Annotated in this window: 16 protein-coding genes and 1 tRNA gene; 11 read left to right on the top strand and 6 right to left on the bottom strand. The window is 55.7% G+C overall.

Translation table 11 applies throughout. The features are described from left to right. Positions 1-77: 77 nt before the first annotated feature. From KP707_RS08660 to KP707_RS08650, 3 genes are read left to right on the top strand one after another with little or no spacing between them, the layout of a single operon-like run. Positions 78-1,280: a pyridoxal phosphate-dependent aminotransferase gene (locus KP707_RS08660; protein ID WP_211502814.1), complete on the top strand. Its 1,203-nt coding sequence runs from the start codon at positions 78-80 to the stop codon at positions 1,278-1,280. Continuing rightward, positions 1,277-2,488: a pyridoxal phosphate-dependent aminotransferase gene (locus tag KP707_RS08655; RefSeq protein WP_211502813.1), complete on the top strand. Its 1,212-nt coding sequence runs from the start codon at positions 1,277-1,279 to the stop codon at positions 2,486-2,488. Before KP707_RS08660 ends, KP707_RS08655 begins: the two co-directional genes overlap by 4 nt. Positions 2,489-2,529: 41 nt before the next feature. Continuing rightward, positions 2,530-4,218 (top strand): M3 family oligoendopeptidase, encoded by a 1,689-nt coding sequence (locus tag KP707_RS08650; RefSeq protein ID WP_211502812.1) that lies wholly within the window; start codon positions 2,530-2,532, stop codon positions 4,216-4,218. Between the two features lie 49 nt (positions 4,219-4,267). Here KP707_RS08650 and KP707_RS08645 read toward each other — a convergent pair whose 3' ends face one another. After that, positions 4,268-4,792, bottom strand: a complete 525-nt coding sequence (locus KP707_RS08645; protein WP_373687791.1) for a thioredoxin family protein — start codon at positions 4,790-4,792, stop codon at positions 4,268-4,270. 72 nt (positions 4,793-4,864) lie between these two features. On the opposite strand from KP707_RS08645, the gene KP707_RS08640 reads away from it, so the two are divergent. Continuing rightward, positions 4,865-5,203, top strand: a complete 339-nt coding sequence (locus tag KP707_RS08640) for a hypothetical protein (RefSeq protein ID WP_052750061.1) — start codon at positions 4,865-4,867, stop codon at positions 5,201-5,203. A 4-nt stretch (positions 5,204-5,207) separates the two neighbouring features. Here the strand turns inward: KP707_RS08640 and KP707_RS08635 are convergent, their stop codons facing one another. Next, positions 5,208-5,636, bottom strand: coding sequence for a DUF423 domain-containing protein (locus tag KP707_RS08635; RefSeq protein ID WP_211502810.1), 429 nt, complete (start codon positions 5,634-5,636; stop codon positions 5,208-5,210). Between the two features lie 116 nt (positions 5,637-5,752). On the opposite strand from KP707_RS08635, the gene KP707_RS08630 reads away from it, so the two are divergent. The 3 genes from KP707_RS08630 (at position 5,753) to KP707_RS08620 (ending at position 7,747) form a co-directional block, all read left to right on the top strand. Continuing rightward, the gene (locus KP707_RS08630; RefSeq protein ID WP_211502809.1) at positions 5,753-6,346 is read left to right on the top strand and encodes a DUF4142 domain-containing protein; all 594 of its coding nucleotides are present in this window, start codon (positions 5,753-5,755) and stop codon (positions 6,344-6,346) included. 16 nt (positions 6,347-6,362) lie between these two features. Further along, a complete protein-coding gene (locus KP707_RS08625; protein WP_064273085.1) occupies positions 6,363-6,926 on the top strand; it encodes a cob(I)yrinic acid a,c-diamide adenosyltransferase in 564 nt (187 codons plus the stop codon). Positions 6,927-7,162: 236 nt separating this feature from the next. Continuing rightward, positions 7,163-7,747 (top strand): hypothetical protein, encoded by a 585-nt coding sequence (locus KP707_RS08620; RefSeq protein ID WP_203547551.1) that lies wholly within the window; start codon positions 7,163-7,165, stop codon positions 7,745-7,747. A 3-nt stretch (positions 7,748-7,750) separates the two neighbouring features. On the opposite strand, the gene KP707_RS08615 is transcribed toward KP707_RS08620, so the two are convergent. The 3 genes from KP707_RS08615 to KP707_RS08605 form a co-directional block, all read right to left on the bottom strand. Then, complete coding sequence (locus tag KP707_RS08615) at positions 7,751-9,646, bottom strand: OPT family oligopeptide transporter (protein WP_211502808.1); 1,896 nt, start codon at positions 9,644-9,646, stop codon at positions 7,751-7,753. A gap of 73 nt (positions 9,647-9,719) precedes the next feature. Next, a complete protein-coding gene (locus KP707_RS08610) occupies positions 9,720-11,420 on the bottom strand; it encodes an alginate export family protein (protein ID WP_211502807.1) in 1,701 nt (566 codons plus the stop codon). Then, positions 11,404-11,994 (bottom strand): hypothetical protein, encoded by a 591-nt coding sequence (locus KP707_RS08605; protein WP_064273425.1) that lies wholly within the window; start codon positions 11,992-11,994, stop codon positions 11,404-11,406. Before KP707_RS08605 ends, KP707_RS08610 begins: the two co-directional genes overlap by 17 nt. Positions 11,995-12,095: 101 nt before the next feature. On the opposite strand from KP707_RS08605, the gene ispH reads away from it, so the two are divergent. From ispH to KP707_RS08585, 4 genes are all read left to right on the top strand, one after another. Further along, a complete protein-coding gene (gene ispH, locus KP707_RS08600; RefSeq protein WP_046901354.1) occupies positions 12,096-13,097 on the top strand; it encodes a 4-hydroxy-3-methylbut-2-enyl diphosphate reductase in 1,002 nt (333 codons plus the stop codon). Positions 13,098-13,103: 6 nt separating this feature from the next. Continuing rightward, positions 13,104-14,054 carry a homoserine kinase gene (locus KP707_RS08595; RefSeq protein WP_211502806.1) on the top strand — a complete coding sequence of 317 codons (951 nt, stop codon included), beginning with the start codon at positions 13,104-13,106 and terminating at the stop codon, positions 14,052-14,054. Next, the gene (rnhA, locus tag KP707_RS08590; protein ID WP_046901356.1) at positions 14,047-14,499 is read left to right on the top strand and encodes a ribonuclease HI; all 453 of its coding nucleotides are present in this window, start codon (positions 14,047-14,049) and stop codon (positions 14,497-14,499) included. The genes KP707_RS08595 and rnhA overlap by 8 nt, the downstream gene beginning before the upstream one ends. A gap of 108 nt (positions 14,500-14,607) precedes the next feature. Beyond that, positions 14,608-14,683 (top strand) — tRNA-Asn (locus KP707_RS08585). Positions 14,684-14,813: 130 nt separating this feature from the next. Here the strand turns inward: KP707_RS08585 and KP707_RS08580 are convergent. Then, positions 14,814-16,040 carry an MFS transporter gene (locus KP707_RS08580; protein WP_211502805.1) on the bottom strand — a complete coding sequence of 409 codons (1,227 nt, stop codon included), beginning with the start codon at positions 16,038-16,040 and terminating at the stop codon, positions 14,814-14,816. Between the last annotated feature and the right edge of the window lie 34 nt (positions 16,041-16,074).

Here is a 16,074-nt window from a genome sequence, read left to right as displayed (position 1 = left end):
ATGTGCCGATGGGCTGTGGTCAAATGAGGGCGGACGGCGCTAGGGTCTCTGCGCGATAAAGCCACCGGGAACCCATCATGTCTCTCATTGCCGACCGTCTGAACCGTATCCTGCCGAGCCAGACGATTGCGATTACCCAGAAAGCCCGTGCCCTGAAGGCAGAGGGCCGCGATATTATCAGTCTTTCAGCTGGTGAGCCGGATTTTGATACGCCGGATTTCGTCAAGCAGGCCGCCATTCGGGCCATTCAGAATGGCGAGACGAAATATACGGATGTCGCGGGTACGATGCCGCTCCGTGAAGCAGTCGCTGCCCGGCTGAACGCTGATTTCGATCTGGATTACCGCGCCGAGGAAATTTGCGTTTCGACTGGTGGCAAGCAGGTTATTTATAATGTGATGGTTGCAACCCTGAATGCGGGCGATGAAGTCATCATCCCGGCTCCGGCCTGGGTGTCTTACCCTGATATCGTCTCACTGGCCGACGGAACACCTGTCGTAATCCAGACAACGGCTGAGAACGGTTTCCGCCTGACGGCTGACCAGCTTCGCGCTGCCATTACGCCCAAGACGAAATGGCTGATGCTGAACTCGCCCTGTAATCCGACAGGGGCAGCTTATGACGAGCATCATCTCAAGGCGCTGACTGAGGTTCTGTTGGAGCATCCGCATGTGTGGATCCTGACAGACGATATGTACGCCAAGCTGATGTATGAAGGCGCCGTCGCCAAGACGTTTGTGCAGGTCGAACCGCGTCTGCGGGACCGAACGGTGACGATGAATGGCGTGTCCAAGGCTTACGCTATGACGGGCTGGCGGATTGGTTTTTCGGCAGCGCCTGTGGAATTGACGCGCCAGCTGATCAAGCTGCAAGGACAGAGCACGAGCAATCCATGCTCCATTGCTCAGGCTGCGGCCAAGGAGGCTGTTTCAGGCCCGCAGGATTTCATTGGGGAAATGGTGAGCGTTTATGAGCAGCGCCGCAATCTTGTGGTGTCCATGCTCAATGAAGCACCTGGCTTGAGCTGTGCAAAGCCGGAAGGAGCGTTTTACGTCTTCCCATCCATCGAGGGAACGCTTGGAAAAACGAGTAAGGGTGGTTATCTGATCGACAGTGACGAGGCCTTTGTTACGGCTCTTCTTGATGAGACGGGCGTTGCCGCAGTTCACGGAAGTGCTTTCCTGACGCCTGGATATTTCCGGATTTCCTATGCCACCAGCACCGAGCTTCTGAAGGAAGCCTGCACCCGCATTCAGCAGTTCTGTCAGGGCCTGTCATGACGTTTCGTATTGCATCCCGTCTGGTAACACTCCCCAAGCCAGCTACTATTGCTATGGCAGCGCGAGCCCGCGAATTGCGGGCGGAGGGTGAAGACGTCATTTCACTTGCCCTTGGACAGCCGGATTTTCCATCACCGCCAGAAGCCATTGAAGCGGCTTATGCAGCCGGGTTGGCTGGTGATACGGGTTATCCTCCCATTCCGGGCCAAACGGCGCTGATTGACGCCATTATTCATAAGTTCAAGCGGGATAATGATCTGACGGTCACATCTGACCGTATTATGGTGGCCAATGGTGGCAAGCAGGTCATCTATAATGCTTTTGCGGCAACGCTGGATGACGAGGACGAGGTTATCGTTCCTGCGCCTTATTGGGTCAGCTATCCACTGATTGCCCGGATGCTGGGTGGGACGGCTGTTGAAATTCCGTGCCCGGAAGAAAATGGTTTCCGGCCGGATGCAGCGACAATCAAGGCTGCGATAACGCCTAAAACCCGTTGGCTGGTTCTCAATTTTCCGAACAATCCCACCGGTGCCATCCTTGAACGTCATGACCTTGAAGCCATTGCCGATGTCTTGCGCGAGGCGCCGCATGTTCTTGTCATGTCTGATGAAATTTACGAGCACCTGACGTTTGATGGTCGCAGGCATCTGTCCATCTTGCAGGTAGCGCCTGATCTGGCAGACCGCATTCTGGTCATTAACGGTATGGCCAAGGCTTATGCCATGACGGGCTGGCGCGTCGGTTTTGCCTGTGGTCCGGTGCCGCTCATCAAGGCGATGATTGCAGTGCAGGGGAACACAACGTCCGGTGTTTGCACACTTGCTCAGGCAGGCTCTGCCGCCGCGTTGAAAGGTGGGCTGGATCGTATTCAGCAGATGCGCGAAACTTACCAGCGTCGTCGGGATACGATGGTTGAAGCGCTTCAGGCCATTTCAGGACTGACATGTGCCGTTCCGGAAGGCGCTTTCTACGTTTATCCAGGTGTTGGCAGATTGATTGGCGGCACTTCTGCCAGTGGGCGATTGCTGGATACGGATGTGGCATTTGCAGAGGCCTTGCTTGAAGAGGCTCATGTTGCGACCGTTCCGGGAACAGCGTTTGGCTTCAGCCCCTATCTGCGCCTCTCATGCGCGGCGTCCGATGACCAGCTTGCGGAGGCATGTCGCCGCATTGAAGGGTTTGTAAAAGGTATCCGCAAAACCTGAGAAGCATGGACGGAAACGGAGCGGAGTGTCAGAATTGGATCATGACACAGACAATCCCTCCGTTCTCTGCCCTGTCTTTCCCTCGTCCAGACGAAGCGTCTCTTAAGGCGCGCTATGCGGACATTTCGTCGCTGCTTGATCGCGGGCAGCGCGAAGAGGCTCTCAAGGCTTTTGATGCCGTTCGGCGAGAGTATGAATCCTGGGCCTCCCACGTTCATCTCCAGTTTTCCCGCAACACGCAGGACGAGACGGCGAAAACGGACCGTGACTATGCGGATCGCCTCTCGCCTGTTGCGACGGACCATGAAGTCATCATCAAGAAGCGTCTGCTGGGAGACCCTGATCGTGCCGGTCTGGAAGCGCTCCTGACGCCACATGTGGTTCATTTGTGGGAAGCCGACACCACGACGTTTGATCCTCGGATCAGCACGGATCTGGAAGAAGAAGCGCGCCTGACGGGCGAATACACGGCGCTTCTGGCCTCGGCGAAAATTGCCTTTGATGGTAAGGTTCTGAACCTGTCAGGGCTTGTACCATATTTGCAGGGGCCGGATCGGGACGTCCGCCATGCTGCCGAGCAGGCCCGCTGGGCCTTTTTTGAAGAACACGGCGAAGAACTGGATACGCTTTATGGGCGTCTGGTTGAGCTGCGTGACCGGATGGCGAAAACGCTGGGATTCGAGAACTATATCGGGCTGGGTTACCGCCGGATGCGCCGGACAGATTACGGCCCGGAGCAGGTGGCATCCTTCCGGGAAAAGGTTCTTAGTTCAGTTACCCCATTGGTTCAGTCACTGCTGGAACGCCGTCGCCTTAAAATGGGATGGGACAAGGTCTGGGCTTGGGACGAGGCACTGATCGATTTGCAGGGGAATCCGGAGCCAGCAGGAGATCATGATCTGCTCGTGGCTCGGGCAGAGGGCATGTTCCGTGCGCTCGACCCCAAAGGCGAAATGGGTGATTTCTACGTTCAGATGCGGGATCTCGGATATCTTGATCTGAAAAACCGGGATAACAAAGCGGGCGGCGGATTCTGCACGTCATTCCCGACCATTGGCAGCCCTTATATCTTTGCCAATTTCAATGGCACCCATAACGATATTGGCGTGTTTACCCATGAGATGGGGCATGCCTTCCAGAACTGGAAAAGCCGCGATCAGGACTGGGTCGATCAGCTCTGGCCGACCATGGAAGCCGCCGAGATTCATTCCATGGGCTTGGAATTTCTGACCTGGCCGCAGATTGATACGCTGGTCGAAGACGGGGCAGGGGACCGGTATCGCCGGATGCATCTCATCGATGCGCTTTCATTCTTTCCCTACGGTGTCTGTGTCGATCACTTCCAGCATGAAGTATATGCCAATCCGCAAATGACAGCGGCAGAACGGCACGAGACCTGGGCACGCCTGGAGAAAATGTACATGCCCTGGCGGGACTGGGGCGATCTGGCTTATCCGGCAAAAGGTGGCCGCTGGCAGGCCCAGCTCCATATCTATCGTCTGCCATTTTATTACATTGATTATGCTCTGGCTCAGTGCTGTGCACTGCAACTCTGGCTTCGTTCCCGTATGAACCGGGAAGCCACGTTCGAGACATATCGCAAGCTGTGCTCGGAAGGCGGCTCCAAGCCGTTCTCACAGCTTGTGGCTGATGCTGGTCTGGTATCCCCGTTTGAGGAGGATGCTTTGGCGGAAGTCGTTCATGAAGCCGAGCAGGAACTCGGAATCTGAGGCAACGGTTCTGGCTCTGAAGGGTAACTTCAGAGCCAGAATGAACGGTTTATCCGCGGCTGTTCCACTCGGAAATGAGGTCAAGAACGGCCTGTGGGGACATGCTGCGCGCATTTCCGAGAGCTTTGGAGCCGTCGCCGTTCAGGGCCTTTCCATTTGGCGTCACGATGATGACTGTCGGAACAGCCTTGATCGTCACGTCGTATTTCTGGGCCAGATCGAGATTGGTGTTAATGCGCCCGACATTCACCGGGACGATTACAAACTGGCTGTCCAGCCATGCCTTGGCGTCGGGCAGGGCAAAAATGCCGGAGAGCATTTTGCAGTCCGGGCACCAGTTGCCGCCGAAATCGAGAAGCACCTTACGGCCCGTTTTGGCAGCGAGCGCAAAGGCATCGCGCACCTGCTCCTGGGCGACGGACGTGTCTGGATAGGGTGTTGCGACCGGCGGGGCTGATGTTTCCGTCAGTTTGGGCGCAGGCGTACTTGCAGCCTGTGCTGAAAAAGGTGCGGAAAGCGCCAGACCCAGTCCGGCGGCGGCAAGAAGGGAAACGCGCATAAAAAAGGCTTTCATTGATCGAGTGGTCTGCATCACATAACGCAGTGTCACAGCAAAACGATTAAAGCCTACTTCATTCGGAAGGTCATGCTTTTGATAACGCAACACGGTTCACCTTCATCGCCCTCCGCTCAGCAGGGTGCAGAAGTCAGTATTCTGGAGACGCTCCTGAGGACCGTCGTCCTCGTTGGGCTTACCCTGGCACTTGCCGCTATCTTTCGTTTCTGGGAACCTGCCGTAAAGCTTTCTCAGAAGACGGCGGCGACGCATGCCTGGCAGTCGCTTTACAGCGTGTTTCATATTGAAACGGCGCTCGGGCGGGAACAGCTCATTCTTGTGGGTATTATTCTGTTCTGTTTTGCCGTGGCCCTGGTTGTTCAGGTGGCCGGGCTTTTTGCTCTTAAGATGATCAGAAACAGATCCTGAAGTCTCAGGCTGAGCGCCTTCTTAGTCCGGACAATGCTGCAAGAAGCCATGCTAAAATCAGCAAGGTACCGCCATAGGGGGCTATGCGGGCTACTGAGAGTGTCCCGATTTTCAGATCAAAAAGCGCGAAAAGCGTGACGGAGACACAGAAGAGCAGCGTGCCTGCCAGCATCGTCAGACATGCAAGACGTGCCAGGCGTAGCGTCAGAAAGCGCGCTCCTAGTGAAAGCGCGCAGAGTGCGATGGCGTGCCACATGAGGATGTCCACCCCGGAGTGCAGAACAGCACGGCCATTGGGGATGGCAAACATATGGTCCGGGAGGTGAGAGGCAAGCGCCCCGAGAACCACTCCGGATGCGCCTTCGACAGCTCCTGCAATGAAACAGAAGCGGAAGGGACCGGAAAAATCATGCGTGCTAGAATTTGCGGACATGGCCTGAATGTATCATGAGTGGTGCCGAACATGAATGGACCGCTTGAAGCCGGGACCATTCAGCCAGAGTGGCTGGGACATTGTCCTGGTCTCGCAGATGGAAGGAATGTCTCTTCATGACAGTTACTGCACGCTTCGCAGCTCTTGCCTCGATTGCCATGCTGGCAGGCCTGAGCGCCTGTAATGCTCCGGATGCACCGCCAGCACCAGCGCTGCCGTCTGCTGCATCAACCTATACGCTTTCGACGGCGGATGCCGCATTTCTTCAGCAGGTCGATGCCATGGATCTGACGCAGGTGAGCATTGCGACCCTGGCTGCAACGCATAGCAACAGCGATGTTGTGAAGGCTTTCGCTGCAACGGTGGTTAGTGATCACACGACCAACCGCAAGGCTGTTGCCAAGGTGGCGAGCGACGCCAACCTGACCGTCACTGACAAGCTGAATGCTGGCGACGAGGCGCACGTTGCATCCTTCGGTCATCTGTATGGCGCTGCTTTTGATCGTGTTTTCCTGCGTGAAATCGTGAGCGTTCAGACGCCTGCTCTCAGCAGTGCTCTGATAACGGCATCGCAGTCTGGCGGAACGGCCGATATCAAGACGCTGGCATCAGACACCACGAAGATGCTCAAGGACCATACGACTCGTGCGCAGGACCTGAGCGGCGCGAAGACTGTTAAAGGTCATCATCATCACTTCGGTCGTCACTGAGCTTTAGAGGGCAATTATGACGGGTGTTCGGCTTGATCGTATTGTAACGCGTGGCGGCGACTCAGGGCAGACTTCACTGGGAGACGGAACGCGTGTCTCAAAAGCCTGTCCGAGAATTGAGGCCATGGGGACGGTCGATGAGCTGAACGCTCTTCTTGGTTTGCTCGATTGCTCTCTAAGATCAGAGGAAAGTATACGAGACCTTTCCTCTGATATTCGGAAGATACAGTCCTGCCTTTTTGATTTAGGGGCAGATTTATGTATTCCGGACAAAGAACGTCCTCAGAGTCTTACAGTAAAGGCTGTTAGTTGGCTGGAAGAACGCATTGAAGACATGCGCCTTCAGCAGCCGGCGCTTAAAAGCTTTATTCTGCCTGGCGGTTCTCTTGTTTCTGCACATGCTCACATGGCCCGGACTGTTGCGCGGCGCGCGGAGCGGCGGATTGTGATTTTGGAGCATGGTCCTCAGGAAGGGCTCAGGTTTCTAAACCGTCTTTCTGATTATTTCTTCGTTCTTGCACGTCATGCCAATGCTCACGGAGCAGATGACATTCTCTGGCAACCGGGTCAGTGGCAGTAAAAGAAAGATGAATACAGTCTTATTGTGTTGATGACAGGACATATAAGATCTGATAAAAGAATTCAGTCTGACACACCGGAATGAGTTAGAAACCCGGCAGTGTCGACTTTCATTTCCTTGTCAGGACATGCTTTTTTCTGATCGGCTTTACGCCTTTCAGAGCCTCCGTCATTCTAGGTGGGCATTCTGATCAGGTGACATAGAACAAATTTTATAATTGGTTGAAAAAACGAAGAATGCAGGACGATCAGCAGGTTAGTGAAGACAAACTGCGAGAGGCGCTTGCTCGTCTGGGATCAGGATCTTCCCGTCCCCAGAAGGCGCGTCCCATCACGCCAACAACAGAACGTCGCCGTCGCTTTGTGCGAGATGGTCAGGTTGTTGTTGAGCATCAGGCCAGCCGTGGATTTGCACAGCGTAGCAATGCTCCGAGCCAGGACGACCAGGACGAAATTGAACGTCTTCGCCAGTCTGTAAAGCGTGAGCAGCGTCGCTGGGAAGAAGCAGAGCGTTATCTGGCTGAAGCCCGCACGCAACTCAAAACATATGAAACGCGTGAAGCTCACGCCAAAATCCAGATTACGGAACTCAACCGTCATCTGCGTGAACATCAGGACCAAATTCAGTCTCTGAAAGCACAGCTTCACCAGTCCCGTGAGCAGGCTGCTGAAGCAGCCCGCCGTTCGCCGCGTCCTGTTGGACGTCCGCGTAAGGAAGTGCAGGACGAAGCTGTAGTGAAAAAAGTCGAGAAGGCCGCTGTTGAGGCCCCGGCTGTTCTTCTCGATGAGCCGGAACCTGTTCAGTGGTGGGTAAAGGCCTGAAGTTCAGGCTGTCGGGCGTCTTACAGAGCGCCCGAACCATATCATGATGCCTAAAAACACAGCCCAGCCTAATCCTGACCGAACCATGTCAGGAATGGGCAGGGCCAGTGTTTCCGTGCTGCCTGTGGCACCTACAAGGGCTGCCACGGCTACACCAACCAGACTTTCTCCCACAATAAAGCCCGATGCGATCATTGTACCCTGTTCTTTAGGGGACTTGCGCAGCAGCCAGCCGAGGCCTGCTCCAATCGCGATCGTCACGGACACGTTGGCCGGCAGGTAAATTCCCATACCAACGGCTAGAGGCGGCAGAGCGAGATTACGTCGCTTCAGAAGAATATCCGCAATAACCAGTACAATCCCGATCACCGCCCCGATTTCCAGCATCAGCCAGTCGAGGTTGTGTGAGAGAATGCCTGTCGCGATGGCAGCCATGAGCGCGGGTTGTGGTGCTGCGAGAGCTCGGGTCGGATCCATATCCGCGCGGGGCATCGCTCCAACAAATCCATAGGCCTGATAAAGTGTCTGCAAGACCCATGGAATAACCACAGCACCGACAGCGCATCCTATGAGGAGAGCAACTTCCTGCTTCCAGGGAGACGCACCGACCAACTGTCCGGTCTTGAGGTCCTGCAGGTTATCATTCGATACGGCAGCAGACGCCGTGATGGCAGACAGTACGAATAGTCCGAATGCAATAACCGTTGGGCGTTGGTCGGGTGAAAGAACGCCGCCACTTTCCAGTCCCCAGAGTGTGACGGAAATGGCAATGATCGCGATAATTCCGACGCCCGAAATCGGGGAAGACGATGATCCGATAATGCCCGCCATATAACCGCAGGCACTCGCGACCAGAAAGCCGAGACCGAAACAGGCGCCCAACCCCAGAACAACGAGCGTCACAAGGGATGCACCGTGTGGCATTGCGGGCCATAGGAACTGGGTAAACAGTCCAGAAAGAACGAGAGCCAGCCCGATGCTCAGGCCGATCAACGTGCGCGGCGCGAGATCCAGGTCGCTCTCATCCTGTGACGCGCGATGCTTAACGGACAGAGATTCTTTCAGTCCGATCGCAACAGGTTTGGCCAGTGCGAGCAGCGTCCAGATTGCGGCAACGGCAATTGTTCCGGCGCCGATGAAGCGCACTTTATGAAGCCACAAACCTGTCGCCGCGGCCATAGGGTCAGCGGCCGGGTTCAGATGTCCCAGGATGGGAACCATAACGCCCCAGCCCATCAGAACACCCAGCAGCATGGCAATGCCACCGCCGATGCCGACAAGATAACCTGTTCCTAGAAGTGCGAGGGAGAAGCTAATATCCAGACGAAACACGGACGCGCCGAAGCTCGTAGCGGCTGAAACGCCGTCGGACAGTAGCCTGAGCCCTGATGTCGCCAAAGCAACGGCAGCGGAGACAAGGCTTCCTTTTGTCAGGGAACGCAGGCTCTCGGCATCGCCTTCCGGAGAAGAGGCTCTCAGGATTTCAGCGCAGGCTGTGCCTTCCGGATACGGGAGGTCAGAATTCTTCACCAATGCCCGACGCAGCGGGATCGTGAAGATGACGCCGGTCATGCCTCCTGCAAGTGTTAGGAGGAGTGAGACAAAATATGGAAATTCGTGCCAATACCCGACCATGATGAGGCCAGGCAGCGCTGCGAAGACGCAGGAGAGTGTTCCTGCCGCAGAAGCCTGCGTCTGCACCATATTGTTTTCGAGCATCGTCCCGCCGCCCATCAGGCGGAGTACGGCCATTGAAATGATGGTCGCGGGAATAGAGGAGCCAAAGGTCAGGCCGATCTTCAATCCCAGATAGACATTTGCTGCCGTGAAGACGACGGTAATCAGGGCACCCAGAATAATGCCCCGCAAGGTCAGTTCGCGGCTGTCCATAAGTTTCATGGTGGGGCGATCCTGTGATGTCGCGTTGTTTTTTCGGGCATTACGCTGCGGAGGCCCGCACCGCAACCATTCATCAAAAAGCAAATGACAGGCTGGACTGATAATAGAGCCCGCTTTTTGCCCCGGCATTTTTCAGATCATGCGATGCCGCAAACCACGCGACGACATGTGTCCAGTTCCAGTGTCGAGATACGGCCCATGTCAGCAGACCATTAGGGGCTACGCCTATGAAGTGGCTGCGAAACCTGGGGAAATTATAAGCCGAACTGATTGAATAGACGGAAGACGCTGTGGTCTCCCTCCATAGAATCGGGACTTTGATCCGCAAAGACACCTTACCGTAGGACCCCACGACAATGGGGGATAGATTGATCAGGTTCGCTGCGCCAATGTAGCCCGTGTAGTCCAGATACGGATTCTGCGGGGCAAAAGGCGCACTGTAAGTCCCGACTGTTCCGGTACGACGGTTTTCATTGCCGCCGGAATAGACGTCCGTCTGAATTCCGAAGAAGGGTTTGAGAGGCAGATTGGAACGTCTGTATCCCAATGTCGTATTCACGGAATAAGCAGAGACCTGGCGCCGGGCAGTGGTTCCGTATTGGGTGAAATTGCCTTGCTGCCACAGGACGCCAATGGCGTATTCCAGTTGCTGGGCTGTGCCGTACCACCGAAAACCGAAATTGTTACGATTTGTCGCGCCCGTTACGGAGCTGATTTTACTCGCACTGACCAATGGGACAGAGCCTGTCTTTCCACCAAGATGGAAGCCAATCCAGAACAAATCGAGATAGGACTGAACACGCTGTTGCCCTAGATGAAACGCTGGGACGTCAAAGGTTGTGTTGAAACCATAGAGGCGAGTGTTCCAGTCCTGCGTGTCGTGGAACATGGCTGTTGGTGTGATGTCCGTCGCAACGAAGTCATAGAGATCGAACCGGACATGCGGGAAAATCGCGTAAGCGCGCGGTCCGTTCCAGGTAATCTGGATATTCGGGGGCTCCCGGTCATACAGGACATAGGATGGCGCATCGAGAAACTGCTGCCTTCCAAACATCAGGCCCGTCTTTGCTGTGCCAATCGTGCGTTTGTATTCGATAAAGGCCTGATGCAGGTCCAGACGCTTACGGTAAGTGCCACCATAGCCATATCCGTTCCAGCCTGCGGCCGTACCGTTTACGAGCTGCGCGAAGATACGCCAGTGTTCTCCGATATGGAGGTCGGCCCCCAACATATTGCGCGTAACAAAGCGGCCTGATCCGGAATGGGTATTCGTCCCCAGCATCGGATAGTCATTGTACCAGTTGCGGAGGCGGGTGCGTTCGGACAGGGACAGCCAGATTGTGCGTTCATTATTCAGAGCAATGAACTTCAATGGATCGAAAATGTCGCTCTGGTGGCGCTTGTCACGCAGGTATGACCAGTCTTCCGCCCATGGCGCGACACCATAGCGTCCGACAGGCCCAAAGCCCGCACCTTCGCCGTTGCCGCGATTGAATCCACCCCATCGGGGCTGGCGTCCGATCGGCGCAACATTCTGGCTCGGCGTCAGGCGGCGTGGCTGTTCCAGGAACCCTGCATGGGGAAAGTTCTGGATTTCCGGACGTTCTGCGTGATGGACCTTGATCCTTTCTTCTTTCGATGCCGAAACGTCAGGAGTCGCAGAAAAGGCTGAAGACCCAAAGCCTGCCAGGCAAGCCAGGGTCGTTTTCAGCGTAATCCGGATTTTGACGTCAGGTGAAAGAGAAGGAAAAAGGCCCTTACTGCGTCCGGCCACGGAACTTTACGACGGGGAGGTGCTGCTGATTGTAAGTCAGCTCATCCTTGGTCAGCTGATAGCCGATTTCGAGCGTGTAGGGATTTTCCTGAATATTTTTGGATGCAGGAAGATCAACAAGGCGCAGATCCGTACGAACAGACTGGTTGCTGACATTCGGTTCCAGCTTGAATGTGTCCGTGAAGACCTTCTTATCCACGATTTTTCCGTCACGCATGATGACGATGAAATAGGGGACGTCGATGGTGCCGGTCTTGGAGGCAGGTCCTCGCGTCAGGTTCATTGCCAGACTGACGCGGGTACGAATCATCTGCTGGTCTTTGGGACCTTTGGGGCCACGTTCGCAGTCCCCTGAAATGGCGGTGAGCTGTGCATGGCTGACCAGATTTCCGATGTCCGGATCTTTTCCGTCATAGACAAACCGGTCTGCTGCGGCGCTGGGAATATCCGTGACCGGGCATGTGGGGGCAAAGAAGCCCGGATTGGATTCGTCACATCCCGCGAGTGTTGAAATCGCGACGACGGCAAAAGCCGGGACAAACAGGGACGTGGCAAGGCGCCGAAAGGCTGGCATCTGCTGTAGAAACTCCCACAAAGCGGCCCGGACGTTGCGACATGCGTCAATCCGGTCGATACTGGTCCTACATATCGAACTCCGCCCGCTTGGGGAACACCATGTCAGATCAGACAACTCTTGCACCTGAAGGTGCTGCACACCAGAAGACGCTCCGCGTCCTGCTGGCCGGGCCTCGCGGCTTCTGCGCCGGTGTGGATCGTGCCATCCGTGTCGTTGAAGAAGCGCTGCGCCGCTATGGCGCGCCCGTCTATGTGCGTCACGAAATCGTCCATAACCGCACTGTGGTTGAAGGACTGGAGGCCAAGGGCGCCATTTTCGTTGAGGAACTCGACGAAGTGCCGCCCGACGGGCATGTCGTTTTCTCAGCGCATGGCGTGCCGAAGTCAGTTCCAGCCGAAGCGCAGCGCCGCAATCTGCTTTACCTAGATGCAACGTGCCCGCTGGTCTCAAAGGTGCACCGTGAGGCAGAGCGTCACTTTGCAGGCGGTGGCCCAGAGCAACTCCATATTCTGATGATCGGTCATGCCGGCCATCCGGAAGTAGTGGGCACAATGGGCCAGCTTCCGCCGGGCGCTGTCACGCTCATCAACGATGCTGAAGAAGCCCGTACGATCCAGCCAAAGGATCCGGCGAAGCTGGCCTTCATCACGCAGACGACGCTGTCCGTGGATGATACGGCTGAGATCGTTGATATTCTGCGGACTCGCTTCCCGCTGATTGAAGGCCCGAAGCGCGAAGACATCTGCTACGCGACGACCAATCGTCAGGAAGCTGTGAAGGCCATTGCGCCGGAAAGCGATCTGGTGATCGTGATCGGTTCGCCAAACTCTTCCAACTCGCAGCGTCTGCGGGAAGTGGCCGAGCGTTCTGGTGCCCGCCGCGCACTTCTGGTGCCGAAGCTGGAAAATCTGGACTGGTCTGTGCTGGAAGGCGTTGAAACGCTCGGCATCAGTGCAGGTGCGTCCGCTCCGGAAAGCCTCGTGCAGGAAATGGTGACGGCGCTTGCTGCGAAGTACACGCTGAAGATCGAAGAGCGAATCATGAAGGAGGAAAACATCAATTTCCGTCTTCCAGGTCCGCTTGCTGGTGAGGACAACTGAGTCTTCATGGCCGTCTATACTGAACTGGCGGCCGAGGCGCTTGAAGCGTTTCTTGGCACATATGACATCGGTGCCCTGGTTTCTTTCCAGGGCATTGCCGAAGGCGTCGAAAACAGCAACTTCCTCCTCCAGACCACGGAAGGGAAGTTCATCCTCACGCTCTTTGAACGGCGGGTCAAAGCGTCTGACCTTCCATGGTTTCTGGGGCTGATGCAGCATCTGTCGGGGAAGGGCATGAACTGCCCGCAGCCCGTACAGGCAAAAGACGGAATCGCTCTCAGGGTATTGGCAGATCGGCCTGCGGCGATCACCACGTTCCTTCCGGGGCAAGCTGTCCTTCAGATTACGGCATCTGCCTGTCATGCACTGGGACAGGTCCTCGCGACATTCCATAAGCTAGGGCAGGGCTACACAGCGGAACGCCCTAATGGGCTGTCTGTGGAAGCCTGGCGCCCACTCCTTGAGAGCTGTCAGGGCAGTGGGGATGACCTGCTGCCGGGTCTCACGCAGGAACTGTCCGATGCACTGTCACGGATTGAAAAGTCTTGGCCTGCTGCGGGCAGTTTGCCTCGTGGGCAGATCCATGCAGACCTCTTTCCCGATAATGTCTTCTTTCAGGGCGATCAGGTCTCTGGGCTGATCGATTTCTATTTCGCCTGCACGGACCTCTTTGCTTACGATCTGGCAATCTGTCTGAACGCCTGGTGCTTTCGCGATGAGAAGGTTTTCGAACCTGCTTTCGCTCACGCCATGATCGAAGGTTACGAAAGTGTCCGCAATTTAGAGGTGGCTGAAAAGGAAGCTTTGCCAGTTCTGTGTCAGGGGGCTTCAATCCGGTTTCTGCTGACGCGCCTCTATGACTGGATCAATACCCCGGCTGATGCACTGGTGACCCGCAAGGATCCACTGGCCTATCTGGGGCGTCTCCGACATTTTTCAGGTGTCGCCCATGTCTGATGCGAGCGCGGATCAGCTTCCGGTGGAGATCTGGACGGATGGTGGATGCAAACCCAATCCCGGCCCAGGGGGTTGGGGAGCACTGCTTTGCTTTAAGGGCAAGGAGAAGGAGCTATGGGGCGGCCATCCGGAGACGACCAATAACCGCATGGAACTGACGGCTGCGGCTGAGGCTCTGGAAGCTCTGAAGCGGCCGTGTCGGGTCACGTTGCATACAGATAGTGAATACCTCCGGAACGGTATCACGCGGTGGCACAGTGGTTGGGTACGGCGGAACTGGCGTAATTCAGCTGGTGATCCTGTTGCCAACATGGATCTGTGGCAGCGCATTCTCGATGCAGCCAAACCTCATGAAATCGAATGGCTCTGGGTGAGGGGACATTCTGGTGATGTGAACAATGAACGTGTGGATGTATTGGCAACCCGGGGACGGGAAGAGCTCTGAAAAAGTCATGTTTTCTGCGGGTTACTGAAGAAAGTTCAGAAAAATGCAGAAATATGAAAAAAGGGGCTTTACCGACCCCGGCGGTTGGACTAAATACCTCCTCACCGGTCCCGAATAGCTCAGTTGGTAGAGCAAGCGACTGTTAATCGCTGGGTCGTAGGTTCGAGTCCTACTTCGGGAGCCACTCTTTCTTCTTGAAAGATTTGGTTCGGTACAGTGAAAAGCCCCTTACGGGGCTTTTTTCATATCTACTGTACTGATTGACCATCACCGGACGCTTGATGCCGTTCCGGTGATGAGTTCGTGGGATTTGCTCAGAGTTCTTCTGGTCTGACGTCTTCCAGGCGATCAAGTGCCCACAGGCTGGGAAAGAGGCGAATCCATGTTGCCGCGACAAGAATTGTTCCTACGCCGCCTGCGATAACAGCTGCTTCTGGCCCGATGGCTGTTCCCAGCATTCCGCTCTCAAATTCGCCCAGCTGGTTGCTGGAGCCGATGAATAGCGAATTTACAGCGGAGACCCTTCCGCGCATGGCGTCTGGTGTAGCCAGCTGAATGAGTGACGACCGGACGACAACACTGATGACGTCTGCTGCTCCTAGAACAATCAGGGCGACGACTGAAATCCATGTGATGTGCGAAGCGCCGAATACGATGGTCGCGATTCCAAAAACAATCACGGAAACAAACATCGTAATTCCAGCACGGCCCCCAAGTGGATGGCGAGACAGCCAGGCCGATGTAAAGAGCGCTCCGAGGGCGGGGGCTGCGCGCAGAAAGCCTAGCCCTATTGGTCCCACATGGAGAACGCTATCCGCATAGACTGGGAGCATGGCAGTGGCGCCGCCAAGAAGAACGGCAAACAGATCCAGGGAAATTGCACCAAGAAGGTCGCGGCGTCTGTTTAGAAAACCAAGACCCGCAAATACAGAGGCGAACGTTACAGGTTCTTTTGATGCGACCTTATGGCGCAATTTCAGAGCCAGCGTTCCTAGAAACGCCAATGCGAATCCAAGCGTTGCAAGGCTGTAGCAGATGACTGATCCGAGCCCGTAGAGAAGGCCGCCCAGGCTGGGTCCCACAATGGATGCCGTCATGAACAGCGAAGACATCAGGGCCTGCGCTCTGGGCAGAAGCTGAGGGGGGACAATCGCTGGAAGAAACGCCTGCTGGCACGGCATCTCGAAGCTGCGTAGCGTGCCGTAGAACGCTGCAAAAGCGTACACATAGGCCGGGGTCAGGCAATGCATGGCTGCGATGGCGGCAAGGGCACCCGTGCTGAGCACTTCCAAAATTTGGCAGATCAGCACCACGCTGCGACGATTAAAACGGTCCGCGACATGTCCGGAGATGAATGTCAGGGGAACCATCGGTAGAAACTGTGCAAGGCCCAGATAGCCCAGCGATGATACGCTATGGGTCAGGGCGTACATCTGCCAGCCGATGGCAATTGTCAGCGTCGTAGCAGAAAGCTGGGAACAGATTCGGCTGATAATCAGTGGGCCGAGGCCGGGAAGGGCCCGTAATGCTGGTTCAATCATTCAGGCACATTAGTCACTTCCGGCGTGCAAGTTT

The sequence above is a fragment of the Gluconobacter sp. P5E10 genome (assembly GCF_018812145.1).
Taxonomy (GTDB): Bacteria; Pseudomonadota; Alphaproteobacteria; order Acetobacterales; family Acetobacteraceae; genus Gluconobacter; species Gluconobacter cerinus.
This window is presented reverse-complemented; position numbering and strand designations above follow the sequence as displayed.